Raw genomic sequence first — 16,362 nt, forward strand, 5'->3', positions numbered from 1 at the left:
GCCCGGGCTCGTCCCTACGGCAGCGGCGGACCGCCCTTGAGGCGTTCGAGGTCGGACGGGCGGACCTGGATCACGACGACCGCGATGATCGCGGCGAGCACGGTGAAGATCGCGGCCATGACGAACGCCGCCGATGCACCGGCGGTGAGAACGTCGTCGGACCAGGGGCGCGGGAGCACACCGGTACGTTCGAAGAGGCCACGCTCGCCCGGGGTGGCCTGGGCGAGGAAGCGGGGGACCTGCTTGTGCGCCTCGTTGGTGCTGGCCGTGCCGAACATGGTGACCAGGATGGACAGCCCCAGCGAACCGCCCACCTGCTGTGTGGCGTTGAGGAGTCCGGAGGCCGCGCCGGTCTCCTCGGTGGGGACGTCGGACAGCGCCATCAGGGTCAGCGAGACGAACTCCATGCCCATGCCGAGGCTGAACACGAGCATCGGCCCGAGGACACTGCCCGCGTAGGTGGAATGGACGTCGGTCAGGGTGAGCCAGCCGAGACCGGCCGCGGCCAGGACCGCGCCGCCCACCATGAACGGCTTGGGCCCGTACGTGGGCAGGAACCGCGAGGCCAGTCCGGCGCCGACCGCGATGACCACGCTGACCGGCAGGAACGCGAACCCCGTCGCCAACGGGCTGAAGTCCAGGACGTTCTGTGTGAAGAGCGTCAGGAAGAAGAACATGCCGAAGATCGCGGCTGCCAGGCACAGCATGATGCCGTAGGTGCCCGCACGGTTGCGGTCGGCGAACATGTGCAGCGGGGTGATCGGCTGCCGGGACCGCCTCTCGACCAGCACGAACACCACGAGGAGCACCACGGCCGCGGCGAACGACACCAGCGTGAGCGCGTCCCGCCAGCCCTCCTGGGCGGCCCGGATGAAGCCGTACACCAGCAGCACCATGCCGCCGGTGGAGGTCAGCGCGCCGGTGATGTCGAGGCTGCCGGGATGGCGTTCGGACTCCCTGATCCAGCGGGGCGTGGCGAGCGCGATGAGCAGCCCGATGGGGACGTTGACGAAGAGCACCCAGCGCCAGTTCAGCCACTCGACGAGGACCCCGCCGGCGAGCAGCCCGATCGCGCCGCCGCCCGCCGAGACCGCGGCGAAGACACCGAACGCCCGGTTGCGTTCCGGTCCTTCGCGGAAGGTCGTGCTGATCAGGGCGAGGGAGGTCGGGGAGGCGATGGCACCGCCGACGCCCTGGAGGGCGCGGGCGGCGAGAAGTTGCGTCTCGTTCTGGGCGAGCCCGCCGAGCAGGGAGGCGAGCACGAACAGCAGCACTCCGCAGACGAACACCCGGCGTCTGCCCAGGATGTCCCCGGCCCGCCCACCGAGCAGCAGCAGTCCGCCGAAGGTGAGGGTGTACGCGTTGACCACCCAGGCCAGGCTGGTGGTCGAGAAGTCGAGTGCGCGCTGGATGTCCGGGAGCGCGATGTTCACGATGGTGATGTCGAGGACGACCATCAACTGGCAGGACGCGATGACGAGCAGGGCCATGGAGTTCCCACCGCCACCGGAGTCCGGTGTGGTGGTCCGTGGAGCAGAACTCGCCTGCGGGTCGGTGCTCATGGTCTCCGTTCGACCGTACGCCCGCGCTGTGCACGTCACCACTCGAGGACGTGGTACCCCCAGGGCTCCAGGGACACGAACAGTCCGGAGTCGGCCAGTTCGTCTCCGTCACGGTCGTAGGTCCCTCCGCCGAGCAGGTCGGTGAGGCGGTGGCGGTGGCCCCGCAGGTCGTCCCACGGCAGGGGCAGCCTCGCCTGGGCCGGGCGGTCGCAGTCGTTGACGACGACCAGGTGACGGGCGTCGGCGTGGGTCCAGGTCCAGGCGAGCAGATCGCGGTGTGTGTCGTTGTCGGGCCAGCCCGTCGGGGTCAGCTGCCGCCAGTCGCCCCGGCGTACGGCGGCGGCCGCGGGCAGCAGGCGGCCGTAGAACTCGCGTGACGCCTCGTCGACCGGTTCCTCGGGCCCGCGCCTCAGGAACACCGGTGGCCGTACCCGGCGCCCCTCGAACTGTCCCTCGTGCCAAAGAGTCGCTCCCGGCAGGGTCGCCACGGACACGGCCGCTGCCCGTCCCCGGGCGCCGGGCAGGGTGGTGGCGGCCCGTGGCTCGTCGTGGTTCTCCAGGAATCGGACGAGGCCGCGCTGGTAGTCGAGGTCGGCGCCCAGGTGGGCCCGGACGGAGTCGGCGTTCTCGTGCAGCAGACGGTCGTAGAGCCGCTTGTCGTAGCAGTGGTCGAAGCCCTGCTGCCGAAGGGCCGGTTCCAGGTCCCAGTAGGCCTCGGCGACGAAGAGGAGGCCTGGGTGGCGGTCCTGTACGCGCGGGATGACGTGGGGCCAGAAGTCCTCGGCGGGAGCTGTTCCCGCGCGCTCTCCCCAGGTTTTTCCGAAGATGTCGTTCATGACCAGCATGGCCATGTCGCAGCGCACGCCGTCGGCCTGGTCGCCGATGGACACGAGTGTCTCGACGGTCGCCTCGCGGAGCGCCTCGCTGAAGGCGTTCAGCTGGACCACGTCGGGCCAGGCCGGGAAGTAGGGATCGCGGCCCCGGGCGTAGACCTGTCCCCCCGCCTCTATGAAGTCTGCCGGCGCCCGGGTCAGGTCGTCGGCGGTGCCCCGGACGAGCCGGTCGGGGTCCGACGCCGGCCAGGGATGGTCGGGGGCCACGTGGTTGGGGACGTAGTCGAGGATCAACCGCAGTCCGCGCGTGGCGAGTTGGGCCCGGGCCGCGGCCAGCCCCTCCGGTCCGCCGAGGGCGGCGTCGACGACGTAGTTCCGTACGCAGTACGGCGATCCTGCGATGTCCGCCCCGGTGACGTCGGGCAGGACGTCGCGGAAGGAGGCCATGAGCCGTTCGTCGCGCAGGGCGATCTCCCGTCCGGCCGGGCTGCGTTCCCAGACGCCCATCAGCCAGACGGTGTCGACGCCGGGCCGGGCCACGGACTCCCAGACCTCCCCGGGCACGTCACCGAGGGTGACGGGACGGCCGAGACGGCTGCTCAACTCGCCCAGCCAGAGAAGGGTGTTGATCTCGTGGATCACGGTCATGACAGCGGTTCCTCCCTCTCGCCCGTCGGCCGCAGGGACTCCCGGCCGCCCCGGTGCCAGTCCTCCTCGCTGATCGAGTGGAACAGGGTCGCGGTGGCCGCCACCAGCCCCGTCCAGCCGGTCTGGTGAGAGGCGCCGAGTCCGGCTCCGTTGTCCCCGTGGAAGTACTCGTAGAAGAGGACCAGGTCCTTCCAGTGCGGGTCCTTGGCGAACACGGTCTGTGCGCCGTGCACCGGCCGGTGGCCGTCGGGGTCGGGGTCGGGCAGGAAGGTGGCGGTGAGCCGGTCGGAGATCTCACGGGCGACCTCGTACAGGTTCATCTGTCGTCCGGAGCCGGTCGGGCACTCCACGGTGAAGTCGGGGCCGTGGTAGCCGTGCAGGTTGAGCAGGGCGCGGATGAGCAGGATGTTCATCGGGAACCACACCGGGCCGCGCCAGTTGGAGTTCCCGCCGAACATGCCGGAATCGGACTCGGCGGGCAGGTACCCGACACCGTAGGCCCGGCCGTGCACGTCGAAGGTGTACGGGTGCTTCGCGTGGTGCTTCGACAGGGACCGGATGCCGTGCGGGCCCAGGAACTCGTCCTCGTCGAGCATGCGGGCCAGGACGCGGCGCAGCCGGTCCTCGCCGAACAGCGCGAAGAGGTACCGGCCGTCGGTGGTGGGGCCCACCTTCGGGTGCTGCGAGACGAAGGCCTCCACGGCCGGGTGCCGTCGGATGAAGTCCCTTGCCCCCTCGACCAGTTCGGGGAACGCCCGGTTCGTCCGGCCGCCGATGACGCTGGTCGCCGCAAGCGGTATCAAGCCGACCAGGGACCGCACCTTGAGCCGGGTGGCGGTGCCGTCGGGCAGCCTGAGGACGTCGTAGAAGAAGCCGTCCTCCTCGTCCCACAGGCTGGCGTTGTCCGTGCCGATGCGGTTCATGGCGACGGCGATCCACGCGAAGTGCTCGAAGAGCATCTGCGCCTGCTCGATGTAGACCGGGTTCTCGACGGCGAGTTCGATGGCGATGTCGAGCAGGTTCTGGCAGTACAGCGCCATCCAGGCGGTGCCGTCGGCCTGGTCGAGCTGTCCGCCGGTGGGCAGGGGTGCGCTGCGGTCGAAGACGCCGATGTTGTCGAGGCCGAGGAAGCCGCCCTGGAAGACGTTGTTGCCGTCGGCGTCCTTGCGGTTGAGCCACCAGGTGAAGTTCTTCGTCAGCTTCTGGAAGGCGTTCTCCAGGAAGGCGCGGTCGCCGTGGCCGGTGCGGTGCTTCTCCAGTTCGTAGACGAACAGGACGGCCCAGGCGTGCACGGGCGGGTTGACGTCGCCGAAGTTCCATTCGTACGCGGGGATCTGGCCGTTGGGGTGCAGATAGAGGCGGTGCAGCAGCAGGTCCAGCTGGGACTTGGCGAAGCAGATGTCGACCATGGACAGGGCGAGGGTGTGGAAGGCGAGGTCCCAGGCGGCGAACCAGGGGTACTCCCAGGTGTCCGGCATCGACATGATCTCGTCGTTGACCATGTGGTACCAGGCGCTGTTGCGGACGCGCGGGTCGGCGGCGAGGGGGTCGACGCCGTGTTCGGCGAGCCAGCGCTCGACGTCCAGGTAGTAGTACTGCTTGCTCCAGAGCATCCCGGCGAGGGCCTGACGGACGAGCCGTCGCTCTTCCTCTCCCGTTCCGGGCGGTGTGACGCCCGCGTAGAAGGTGTCGGCCTCGCTGCGGCGGACAGCGAGGAGTGCGTCGAACTCGCCCCAGGGGTCCTGGAGTTCGGTGTCGGTGAGCCGCAGGCGGATGCGGGCGCTGTCACCGGCGGGGATCGTCAGGACGTGGTGGACGGCGGACTTGGTGCCGGTGCGCGCGGGGTTGACGGCTTCCCCCTCGCCGTGGACAACGTACCGGCCGATGCCGTCCTTGACGTACGGAGTGCTGTTGGGGCTGCCGAAGACGCGCTCGTTGTCGGTCTCGTTGTCGGTGAACAGGCCGGGTGTCTCACCTTCGGAGTACAGCCAACGGGCGCCCAGTTCCTCGTGTTCGGCACGGATCACGCCCGGCGCCTGCTGCGCAAGAGCCGGTACCGCCGTACCGCCCGCCCAGGACCAGGTGTGCCGGAACCACAGGGTCGGCAGGAGGTGGAGTACGGCCTCGTCGGGGCCCCGGTTGTGGGCGGTGATCTCGACGAGGAGGTCTTCCGGGCCGGCCTTGGCGTACTCGACGAACACGTCGAAGTAGCGGTCCTCGTCGAAGACTCCGGTGTCGAGGAGTTCGTACTCGAAGTCCTCGCGGCCACGGGCCCGGTTGGTGTCGACGAGGTCGCCGTAGGGGAACTCGCCCTGCGGATACTTGTACAGGTACTTCATGTACGAGTGGGTGGGCGTGTTGTCGAGGTGGAACCAGTACTCCTTGACGTCCTCGCCGTGGTTGCCCTCCGCGTTGGTGAGGCCGAACATCCGCTCCTTGAGGATGGGGTCGCGCCCGTTCCACAGAGCCAGGGCGAAGCACAGCCGCTGTTTGTCGTCGCTGACTCCGGCGATGCCGTCCTCGCCCCAGCGGTAGGCGCGGGAGCGGGCCTGGTCGTGGGTGAAGTACGACCAGGCGTCGCCGTTGTCGCTGTAGTCCTCCCGGACGGTGCCCCACTGGCGTTCGCTCAGGTACGGGCCCCAGCGCCGCCAGGGCACCGCACCCGCGTCGGCCTCGGCCAGCCGCCGCCGTTCGGCATCGAGTACGCCGTCACCCGTCATCGCCCGTCCTCCTCGCCGCCCTGGACATGCGTCCAGACTCAGACCAGGAGAAGAATGCCGCAATGGTGATGAGCTATATGGAAGGGGGTGTCACCGTTCCGAATTCCGGGGCGGGCTCAGCCGATCTCGATCAGCAGGTCGCCGCCCTCCACCTGCTGGATCTTGTTGATGGCGAGGCGGGAGACCCGGCCGGACTTCGCGGCGGTGATCGAGGCCTCCATCTTCATGGCCTCGATGGTGGCGACGGTGGCTCCGGCCGCGACCTCGTCGCCCTCGGAGACCGCGAGCGTGACCACGCCGGCGAACGGCGCGGCGACATGGCCGGGGTCGGAGCGGTCGGCCTTCTCGGTGGCCGGGATGTCGGAGGAGACGGCGAGGTCACGGATCTGGATGGGCCGCAGCTGGCCGTTGAGCGTGGACATCACCGTGCGCATGCCCCGCTCGTCGGCCTCGCCGATCGCCTCCAGCGCGATGAGGAGCCGCACGCCCGGTTCGAGGTCGACGGCGTACTCCTTGCCCGGCCTGAGGCCGTAGAAGAAGTCCTTGCTGTCCAGGAGGCTGGTGTCGCCGTAGGACTGACGGTGTGTCTCGTACTCGCGTGTCGGGGCGGGGAACAGGAGCCGGTTGAGGGTTGCGCGCCGGTCCTTCTCCAGGCCGGTGCGGTCCTCGGCGTTCAGTTCCTGGACGGGCTTGGCGTCGGCGCGGCCCTGCAGCGCCTTGGTGCGGAAGGGCTCGGGCCAGCCGCCGGGCGGGGTGCCGAGCTCGCCGCGCAGGAAGCCGATCACCGAGTCGGGGATGTCGAAGCGGTCCGGGGTCTCCTCGAACTCCTTCGGTGTCACGCCGGCACCGACCAGGTGCAGCGCGAGGTCGCCGACCACCTTGGACGACGGGGTGACCTTCACGAGGTGGCCGAGGATCCGGTCGGCGGCGGCGTACATCGCCTCGATGTCCTCGAAGCGGTCGCCGAGGCCGAGCGCGACGGCCTGGGTGCGCAGGTTGGAGAGCTGCCCGCCAGGGATCTCGTGGTCGTAGACCCGCCCGGTCGGGGAGGCGAGGCCCGCCTCGAAGGGGGCGTAGATCTTGCGGACGCTCTCCCAGTACGGCTCCAGGTCGCCGACGGCCCTGAGGTCGAGGCCGGTGGGCCGGTCGGAGTGGTCGGTCGCGGCGACGATCGCCGACAGGGAGGGCTGTGAGGTCGTGCCGGCCATGGAGGCCACGGCCCCGTCCACGGCGTCGGCGCCCGCCTGGATCGCGGCCAGGTAGGTGGCGAGCTGGCCGCCCGAGGTGTCGTGGGTGTGGATGTGCACGGGCAGGTCGAACTCGCGGCGCAGCGCCGTGACGAGCCTCGCGGCGGCGGGGGCGCGAAGCAGGCCCGCCATGTCCTTGACGGCCAGGACGTGGGCGCCCGCGTCCACGATCTGCTCGGCGAGACGCAGGTAGTAGTCGAGCGTGTAGAGGCATTCGTTCGGGTCGGAGAGGTCCGAGGTGTAGCAGAGGGCGACCTCGGCGATCGATGTGCCGGTGGCCCGGACGGCTTCGATGGCGGGGCGCATCTGGCTGACGTCGTTCAGCGCGTCGAAGATGCGGAAGATGTCGATGCCGGTCGCGGCGGCCTCCTCCACGAAGGCGTCGGTGACCTCGGTCGGGTACGGGGTGTAGCCGACGGTGTTGCGGCCGCGCAGCAGCATCTGGAGGCAGATGTTGGGGACGGTCTCGCGCAGGGCGGCCAGCCGCTCCCAGGGGTCCTCGGCGAGGAAGCGCAGGGCGACGTCGTAGGTGGCGCCGCCCCAGCACTCCAGGGACAGCAACTCGGGCAGCGTGCGGGCGACCGTGGGGGCGACGGCGAGCATGTCCTTGGTGCGGACCCGGGTGGCGAGCAGCGACTGGTGGGCGTCGCGGAAGGTGGTGTCGGTGACACCGATGGTCGGCGACTCGCGCATCCACCGGGCGAAGCCTTCGGGGCCCAGCTCGGTGAGCTTCTGCTTGGAGCCCGCGGGCGGCTCGACGGCAGGTGTCCGGGGCAGCTTGGAGACGGGCTCGATCAGCTCGGGCCGCTCGCCGTGCGGCTTGTTCACCGTGACGTCGGCCAGGTAGGTCAGCAGCTTGGTGCCGCGGTCGGCCGACTGGCGGGCGGTCAGCAGGTGCGGGCGCTGCTCGATGAACGACGTGGTGACCCGGCCCGCCTGGAAGTCCGGGTCGTCGAGGACTGCCTGGAGGAACGGGATGTTGGTGGAGACGCCGCGGATGCGGAACTCGGCCACGGCACGCCGGGCCCGGTTGACCGCGGTGGTGAAGTCCCGCCCCCGGCAGCTGAGCTTGACCAGCATCGAGTCGAAGTGGGCGCTGATCTCCGTACCGGCGTGGGTGGTTCCGCCGTCGAGCCGGATGCCGGAGCCGCCGGGTGAGCGGTAGGCGCTGATGCGGCCGGTGTCCGGGCGGAAGCCGTTGGCGGGGTCCTCGGTGGTGATACGGCACTGGAGGGCGGCTCCGTGCAGTTGCACCGTCTCCTGGGAGAGGCCGAGGTCGGCGAGGGTGGCGCCGGCGGCGATGCGCAGCTGGGCCTGGACGAGGTCGACGTCGGTGACCTCCTCGGTGACCGTGTGCTCGACCTGGATGCGCGGGTTCATCTCGATGAAGACGTGGTTGCCCTCGCGGTCGAGGAGGAATTCCACGGTGCCCGCGTTGCGGTAGCCGATCTCGCGGGCGAAGCGGACGGCGTCGGCGCACATCCGGTCGCGCAGGTCCGGGTCGAGGTTGGGCGCGGGGGCGAGCTCGATGACCTTCTGGTGGCGGCGCTGGACCGAGCAGTCGCGTTCGTAGAGGTGGATGACGTTGCCGTGTCCGTCGGCGAGGATCTGTACCTCGATGTGGCGGGGCTCGATGACGGCCTTCTCCAGGAAGACGGTCGGGTCGCCGAAGGCCGAGGCCGCCTCGCGCGCGGCCGCCTCGATGGACTCGCGCAGCTGGGCGGGGTCCTCGACGCGGCGCATACCGCGTCCGCCGCCGCCGGCGACCGCCTTCACGAACACCGGGAAGCCGACGTCCTCGGCCGCCCTGACCAGCTCGTCCACGTCGGTGGAGGGCTCCGAGGAGCCCAGGACGGGCACGCCGGCGGCACGGGCGGCGGCGATCGCGCGGGCCTTGTTGCCGGTCAGTTCGAGGATGTCGGCGCTCGGGCCGACGAAGGTGATGCCCGCTTCCTCGCAGGCCCGCGCCAGCTCGGGGTTCTCGGAGAGAAAGCCGTAGCCGGGGTAGACGGCGTCGGCGCCGGCCAGGCGGGCGGCGCGGATGATCTCGTCGACGGAGAGGTAGGCCCGTACGGGGTGGCCCGGTTCGCCGATCTCGTAGGCCTCGTCGGCCTTGAGTCGGTGCAGTGAGTTGCGGTCCTCGTGCGGGAAGACGGCGACCGTCCTCGCGCCCACCTCGAATCCTGCGCGGAATGCGCGGATCGCGATCTCACCACGGTTGGCGACCAGTACCTTGCGGAGCATTCCCGTTCCCTTCGGCCTGCCGGTGGACCCCCATGGTCCCGGCAAAGACCGCTGGTGGCCATGAGAGTCAGGTCACGTGTCGAGGACCGGTTCGCGACGGTCCGCTCGGGTACGAGGGCGGTGCTGCGCCCGCCTCACTTGAGCCGTTCGGTGAAGGGTGTGACCGGGCGCTCCAGACGATGTTCGTCCACGGTGATGTCGACGGCCTCGTTGTAGAAGGCGAGGAGCCCTTTGATCGCGCTCACGGCGGGCAGCGGGTCCGGGTAGCTCCAGACGATGTTCGTCCCGGTCCGTGACGACCAGTACTCGGCCCTGCCCTTGTACGGGCAGCCGGTGCGGAAGTCGGTGGCGTCGAGCAGATCGAGGCGGACGTCCTCGCAGGGGATGTAGTACCGCGTGGGCAGGCCGGTCTCGAAGAGCAGGACGGGACGGTGGGTGTCGGCGACGAGCATCCCGTCGATCTCGACCTGGACATGACGGCTGCTGGGCATGGCATCGACGCGTTTGTGCGGGTCACGGGGGTGGATGAAGATCTCTTCGTCCTCCTCGTACCAGTGGTCGAGCCCGCTGTCCCAGCGCAGGAACCACGCGAAGGCGATGTGGCCGGCCAGGTCGGCGGCCGGGAAGGTCCAGGCCGCGTTCTCCACGAGCTCGCCGTCGGCTTCCAGGTCGTAGAAGACCTGTGATCCGGTGTGGGTGCCGGTCTGCGGGTTCTTCGCGGGGCGGAGCAGGTCCTCGCGGACATCGGCGCGCGGGAAGGCGTAGAGCGGGACCGGCATGTCCGGCTCCCACACGAGCACGGGGTGCCGGCTGTCGACGACCGTGATGTCGCCCTTGATGCCGCGTACCCGGCGTTCGCTGGGCTCCCACAGCAGGCCTTCCGGGGTGGTCCGTACGTCTCGTGCGGTGGGGAACGTGGTCATGGCGGCTCTCCTTCGCCGGTGAACTCCTTCCTACTCTGCCCCGGATCACCCCGCCAGGAAATCGGACAGCCCGGTCAGGAGCCGCTCGACGTCCTGCGAGTCGTTGTAGGGCGCGAGGCCGATACGCAGGCCGCCGGTGTCGCCGAGGCCGAGGTGGCGGGAGGCCTCGATGGCGTAGAAGGAGCCGGAGGGGGCCTGGACGCCGCGGTCGGCGAGGAAGGCGTACGCGTCGGCCGTGCTGTGGTTGTCGAAGGTGAGCAGCACGGTCGGGGTGCGGTCGGCGGCCCTGGAGTGGACGGTGACGCCTTCCAGGGCGGCCAGTCCCTTGTCGATCTGTGTGCGCAGGACGTGCTCGTGGGTTTCGAGTGCGGCGAATCCGGCGGTCAGCCGCTCGCGCCGGGTGCCGGTGGCCGTGGCGTCCAGCCGGTCGGCGAGGAAGTCGACGGCCGCTGTCGTTCCCGCGAGGAACTCGTAGGGCAGTGTGCCCAGTTCGAAGCGCTCGGGGACCGCGTCGGTGGAGGGCAGGAGTTTGTCCGGCCGCAGGGTCTCCAGCAGCTCCGGGCGGGCGGCGAGGACTCCGTGGTGCGGGCCGAGGAACTTGTACGGGGAACAGACGAAGAAGTCCGCGCCGAGTTCGTCCAGGTCCACGAGCGTGTGGGCGGTGTGGTGGACACCGTCGGCGTACACGAGCGCCCCCGCCTCGTGTGCCAGGCGGGCGATCTCCGGAATGCCGGGCCGTGTGCCGATGAGGTTGGAGGCGGCGGTGACGGCGACGAGCCGGGTGCGCCCGGACAGTACGGACCGGAAGTCGTCGGCCGTCAACTCGCCTGTCGCCGGGTCGAATTCGGCCCAGCGCACGGTGGCACCGGCCTGTTCGGCGGCCTGGACCCAGGGGCGGATGTTGGCGTCGTGGTCGAGGCGGGTGACGACCACCTCGTCGCCGGGCGACCAGGTCCTGGCGAGGGTGCGGGAGAAGTCGTAGGCGAGTTGCGTGGCGCTGCGGCCGAAGACGATCCCCGACGGGTCCGCCCCGAGCAGGTCGGCCATGGCCCGGCGGGCCCCGGTGACGAGGGCCTCCGCGTTGCGCTCCCCCAGCGTGATCCGCCCCCGGTTCGACAGGGGCTGCGACAGGGCGTCGGCGATGGCCCGGACGACGGGCTGCGGGGTCTGGGTGCCGCCGGGGCCGTCGAAGTGGGCGGTGCCCGCGGCCAGGGCCGGGAAGTGGGAGCGGATGGCGGCGATGTCGTACGTCACGTGCACTCCTCGGGCCGACCGGTATCGGGGATGTCAGCCTGTCACGCCGTCCGCAGCCCTGACCGATGGGTCCGGTTCATGGCCACCGGCCTCCCTGTCGCCCCCGCTACGGCCGTCCCACATAACCGCATACCCGTACACGGCATGTCGCCAAGGCGGCGAGGGCACGACAAAAAGGTAACGAAGGTCAACCGTAGGCAATGTCCGATGGTCTAGTCCGACATGAAGATCTCTTTCCTGCTTCACAACGCCTACGCGATCGGGGGCACCATCACCACCACCTTCAATCTGGCCCAGGCCCTCGCCGAACGGCACGAGGTGGAGATCGTCTCGGTGCTGCGGCACCGGGAGCTCCCCACCTTCGTGCTGGATCCCCGGGTCTCGCTGCGGCCTCTGGTCGATCTGAGACAGGACAAGGAGCACCCCTCGCATCTGAGACCGGCGCGCGTCTTCCCGCGCTCCGAGTACCGGTACGGGCAGTACAGCGAGTTGACCGACCAGCGAATATCCGAGGCCCTCGCCACGACCGACGCGGAAGTGGTGATCGGCACCCGGCCCGGGCTCAACGTGCATCTCGCGCGCGAGGCGCCCCGCCATGTCGCCCGGGTCGGACAGGAGCACCTCACCCTGGACAACCACTCGCCCCGGCTGCGCACCGCGCTGCGCCGGGCCTATCGCGGACTCGACGTGCTGACCACGGTGACCGAGGCGGACGCGACCGCCTACCGGCACCGGATGCGGCTGCCCGGCGTACTGGTCGAGGCGCTCCCCAACAGCGTGCCGGATCCCGTGCTGCCGGCGGCTGACGGCTCCGCGAAGGTCGTCGTCGCCGCCGGACGGCTGGTCCCGGTGAAGCGGTACGACCTTCTCGTCGAGGCCTTCGCCGCGGTCGCCGCCGAGCATCCCGACTGGCAGCTGCGCATCTACGGCAAGGGCGACGAGCACGACCGGTTGCGCGGCCTGATCACCGAGCTCGGACTGTGGAACAACGTCTTCCTCATGGGCCCCGCGGCGCCGATGGAGGCGGAGTGGGTCAAGGGCTCGATCGGCGCGGCCACCTCCGACTTCGAACCGTTCGGCATGACCATCGTCGAGGCGATGCGCTGCGGGCTGCCCGTGGTGAGCACCGACTGCCCCCACGGCCCCGCCGAGATCATCGCGGACGGCGTCGACGGCCGGCTGGTGCCGGTCGGGGACCGGGACGCGCTGGCCGCCGCCCTGCTGGATCTCGTCCGGGACGACGAGCTGCGCCGCCGGATGGGCCGCGCGGCCCTGGAGAACGCACGGCGGTTCGCTCCCGCCCCCGTGGTCGAGCAGGCCGAGCGGCTCCTCACGGAGGCCGTCTCGGCGAGGAGAGCGGGGCGACCGGTGGTGCGGGAGAGCGCGGGCGCGGCTCTCGCCGCCCGGGGCTTCGCCGCGCGCGACTCGGCGCTGGCCGCGGCCGGCGGTGCGCTGCGCGTCGTACGAAAGGGGCGGTCGTGACCACGCCACGTGCAGGATGCGCAGTGGACGCGCAGGGCCGGATCACCTTCGAGGTGCCGCAGGCCCACGGGCGCCGGCTGCTGCTGCGGCTCCGCCCGAAGAAGGGGCAGCCCGAGCAGACGCTTCACCTCCTCGACCTGGCCACCGGCGGGGAAGGGCACGCGCATGCCGTACTGGGCGCGGATCCCGTGCTCGCGGAGGGCCGGTGGGACGTGTATCTGCTGCAGGACTCCGAGCGCACACGGCTGCGCCCCGGTCCGCGTGACCTGCGGGCCCTTGTCGGCGGGCACCTGCGGGAGGGCCGCTCGCCCCTGGCGGTGCGGGTTCCGTATGTCACCAAGGACGGCTATCTCGCGGTGCGGACCTGGCTGCGGCCGGCGCACGCGGAGGTCGACCGCGTCGACGTCACAGGCCGGGCGCTGACGGTCGCGGCCCGGCTGCACGGTGCCCCACTGTCGGCCGGCGCCGATGTACAGCTGCGTCTGCGGCGGGGCGGGGTCGCCCGTACGCTGCAGCCGACTGCGTCGAAGGACGGGCGGGGTTTCTCGTTCACGGTCGACGACGAGGATCTGGACGCCGGGATCTGGGACATGTTCGTGCGGCCCGATTCCGGCTCCGCGCCGATCCGGCTCGCCCGCCTCCTGGACGACGTGGCGGACCGCAAGAACGTCTTCGTCTATCCGAGCGTCCCGCTGGGCGGTGCCGTCGTGCGTCCGTACTACACGGTCGACAACGACCTGTCCCTGGAGGTGAAACGGGCCGGCTGAGACGTCCGCGGACGCGAGGCCGGGTCGGGGATCATCCCCAACGCACGTGCAGCGTGAGCGGCTTGCGGAAGACCAGGCCCTGTGCGGCGGTGGGGTGGTCCGGGTCGAGGCGCAGGGCGGGGAGGCGGTCGAGGAGCTGCCGCAGGGCGATGCGGGCCTCCAGGCGGGCCAGGTGGGCGGCGAGGCAGTAGTGGGGGCCGTGGGCGAAGGCCAGCTGGAGGCGGGCGTTCGCGCGGCGGACGTCGAAGCGGTCGGGGTCGGGGAAGACGGCCGGGTCCCGGTTGGCGCCGGTCAGGGAGACGCTGACGAGGTCGCCCTTACGGATGCCGGCCGGGCCGAGGGTGTGGTCGCGGGTGGCGTAACGGTCCACGACGGCCGCGCCGGGTTCGAGGCGCAGCGACTCCTCGATCGCGCCGTCCAGCAGGGCGAAGTCGGCCTGGACGAGGGCGAGTTGGTCGGGATGTCGGAGGAGATGCAGCAGCGCGTTGGTGATCATCGCCTCGGTGGTCTCGATGCCGCCGAACATCAGCACCGCGGCGTTGGAGGCCACTTCCGGCAGCGCCAGCCGGCCGGCCGCCGAGGTGAGGAGCGAGATGGCGGCCCCCTCCGTCACGGTGGCCTCGACGGCCTCCCGGAGCCGGGCGTACGCGTCCGGTCCCGCCGGTCCCGCCGTCCGGCCCGCCGTGATGTCCGAGACCGTCCGCACGATGGCGTCGTACCAGGACAGCACCGTGTCCGTGCCTGCGCCCACCAGGCCGAGCGCCCTGGTCACGACCGCGACGGCCAGCGGGCCGGCGACGGCGCGTCGGAGCTCTCCGGCGCCCGCCGGTTCCAGTGCGGTGACCAGACGGTCGGTCTCCTGCTCGATGAACTCGGCGAAGCCGTCCCGGACTTCACGCGGGCGGAAGGGTGCCGTGAACGGCTCGCGGTGACGGGTGTGCTCGTCGCCGTCCAGGGACAGCATGCTCGGCCCCACGACCTGCGCGGTCGAGAAGCGGGGGTCGTCGACGGTGAAGGTTTCGGCGTCCCGCATCACGTCGAGCGCGAGATCACGGCGGGTCACCAGCCAGCCGTTCAGTTCGGGCAGCCAGGACACCGGCTCGTGGGCACGGAGCTCGGCCAGGCGCCGGTGCGGGTCCTGGGCGAGTTCGGCCAGCGTGGTGGCCGCGCCGAGCGGGAATCCGATCACGCCACAGGCTAACCCGGTGGAAAAACACGTGGCAGCCGGGCATGGGGAGGCCCTACGCTCCACCACGATGACGACTCACACTCCTGAACGATGGGGGGTCCCGTCCGCGCAAGGTGAGTGCTGATGCTCCCTTCGACCGCGCACGAGGATTTCCGTACTTCCTTCTGGCCGCGCGTGCGTGAGTTCGCCGTGCCGGCCTCCATGATCGAGACCGCGACCGCCCGTCGCCTCGCCGGGGACTGGGCGGGGGCCTGTGCCGCAGCGGGCTTCGACGTCGATCTCGACCTCCGTGCCGAGGCGCGCGGTCACGGTCCGGAACTCGCGTCCGCGATCCGGGCCGACCTGCGCGCCCTCGCTCCCGACCTGCTGCGCTGGCACATGCCGAGAGTCGCTCCGGACGGGTTGCTGCGGCCGGGGCTGACCCTGACGCTGGCCCGTTACGAGGCCGACGGCGACACCATGCATCTCGTGGCCCGGACCCCGCCCGCCTGGGCGGACGCCGGGCAGCGGATCAGCCTGGCGCTGTGGTCCCGCTCCGCGTCGGACGCCGAACGGCATCCGCATCCGCGCCCGAACCGACGGTTCCGACTGGATCTGCACCGGCATCTGTGGGACGCGGGCCGGTCCGGTGAGCTGCGGGAGCGGGCGGGGGCAGGTCCGCCCGGCGCTCAACCTCCTTGGGAGGGAGCCGGGTTGCTCACCTCGCTGCCGTACGGCTGCGCTCTCGACCGGTGGACGGCCGAGGCGCGGCTGCTGCTCGGTGACGAGGGTCGGGCCGCCGGTCGCGTGCTGGTGCGATGCGGCGGACGGCGTCGGCTGCTGCTGGAGCTCGCCGCGGACGACGACTCAGTGCGGACGACGACGCCCGCCGGCACCACCGCCACGCTCCCCGTCCTGCCCGACGCGGCGACCTGGGTCCTCCCCGACCTCGAACTGCTCCGCACCGGCACGATCGGGCCCGATCGGCTGCACCCCCTGGTCGCCGCCGCGTTGGCACCGGGCCACGTGGCCGGTGGACCGCCCCGGACCTCTGAACGGACAGGGCAGCCGCGGCTCGTGGAGTGCCGGGGCGCCCGGCACCGGATCGGTCTGGTCGACGGGGTCCTTGTCCCGCTGGACCATGACGCGGCCGAGATCAGGCGGGAGGAGCTGCTGGTCGCACTGACCGGCACCCCGCTCCCCTGTCTGCGGGCCATCGACGAGGCTCACCGTCGACCGCACTGTCTGGAGGGCGTCCGCGAGCGTCTGGTGCACGGCGACACCGCGGGTGCGCTGGCCGTCGTGGAGGAACTGCTGGGGCCCGAGGCGCTGCTGCGCACCGGCCCACTCCGCGACGAGCTGGAGGCGGCCGCGCTTCGACGGGTCACCTACGGCCTGTTCAGAGCGGGTCTGACGGGGCCGGGCCCCGCATGGTTCCGCCCGCGCCTGAACGGCCGCCACTCCCATGACCACCGCACCCACCCGCGCCACGCCACCGCACGCTGAGTTCCCCT

Annotated in this window: 10 protein-coding genes; 3 read left to right on the forward strand and 7 right to left on the reverse strand. The window is 71.0% G+C overall.

Annotated elements, in window-relative coordinates:
* Positions 1-14: 14 nt before the first annotated feature.
* From OHT57_RS06775 to OHT57_RS06800, 6 genes are all read right to left on the reverse strand, one after another.
* Positions 15-1,490: an MFS transporter gene (locus OHT57_RS06775; RefSeq protein ID WP_443053599.1), complete on the reverse strand. Its 1,476-nt coding sequence runs from the start codon at positions 1,488-1,490 to the stop codon at positions 15-17.
* A gap of 107 nt (positions 1,491-1,597) precedes the next feature.
* Positions 1,598-3,043 (reverse strand): alpha-amylase, encoded by a 1,446-nt coding sequence (locus tag OHT57_RS06780; protein WP_328745129.1) that lies wholly within the window; start codon positions 3,041-3,043, stop codon positions 1,598-1,600.
* Complete coding sequence (locus tag OHT57_RS06785) at positions 3,040-5,763, reverse strand: MGH1-like glycoside hydrolase domain-containing protein (protein ID WP_328745130.1); 2,724 nt, start codon at positions 5,761-5,763, stop codon at positions 3,040-3,042. The genes OHT57_RS06780 and OHT57_RS06785 overlap by 4 nt, the downstream gene beginning before the upstream one ends.
* Before the next feature lie 116 nt (positions 5,764-5,879).
* Positions 5,880-9,254: a pyruvate carboxylase gene (locus tag OHT57_RS06790; RefSeq protein WP_328745131.1), complete on the reverse strand. Its 3,375-nt coding sequence runs from the start codon at positions 9,252-9,254 to the stop codon at positions 5,880-5,882.
* A 134-nt stretch (positions 9,255-9,388) separates the two neighbouring features.
* On the reverse strand, positions 9,389-10,177 hold the full coding sequence (locus OHT57_RS06795; protein ID WP_328745132.1) for a DUF427 domain-containing protein: 789 nt from the start codon (positions 10,175-10,177) through the stop codon (positions 9,389-9,391).
* Between the two features lie 45 nt (positions 10,178-10,222).
* Positions 10,223-11,431, reverse strand: a complete 1,209-nt coding sequence (locus OHT57_RS06800) for a cysteine desulfurase-like protein (protein WP_328745133.1) — start codon at positions 11,429-11,431, stop codon at positions 10,223-10,225.
* 222 nt (positions 11,432-11,653) lie between these two features.
* Between OHT57_RS06800 and OHT57_RS06805 the strand changes: the two genes are divergently transcribed.
* Positions 11,654-12,913: a glycosyltransferase family 4 protein gene (locus OHT57_RS06805; RefSeq protein WP_328745134.1), complete on the forward strand. Its 1,260-nt coding sequence runs from the start codon at positions 11,654-11,656 to the stop codon at positions 12,911-12,913.
* A complete protein-coding gene (locus tag OHT57_RS06810) occupies positions 12,910-13,680 on the forward strand; it encodes a hypothetical protein (protein ID WP_328745135.1) in 771 nt (256 codons plus the stop codon). Before OHT57_RS06805 ends, OHT57_RS06810 begins: the two co-directional genes overlap by 4 nt.
* Positions 13,681-13,711: 31 nt before the next feature.
* Here OHT57_RS06810 and OHT57_RS06815 read toward each other — a convergent pair whose 3' ends face one another.
* Positions 13,712-14,869, reverse strand: a complete 1,158-nt coding sequence (locus tag OHT57_RS06815) for a cytochrome P450 (RefSeq protein ID WP_328745136.1) — start codon at positions 14,867-14,869, stop codon at positions 13,712-13,714.
* A 123-nt stretch (positions 14,870-14,992) separates the two neighbouring features.
* Here OHT57_RS06815 and OHT57_RS06820 point away from each other — a divergent pair, with 123 nt between their 5' ends.
* A complete protein-coding gene (locus OHT57_RS06820) occupies positions 14,993-16,354 on the forward strand; it encodes a hypothetical protein (RefSeq protein ID WP_328745137.1) in 1,362 nt (453 codons plus the stop codon).
* Positions 16,355-16,362 lie beyond the last annotated feature (8 nt).

This window comes from Streptomyces sp. NBC_00285 (assembly GCF_036174265.1).
Taxonomy (GTDB): domain Bacteria; phylum Actinomycetota; class Actinomycetes; order Streptomycetales; family Streptomycetaceae; genus Streptomyces.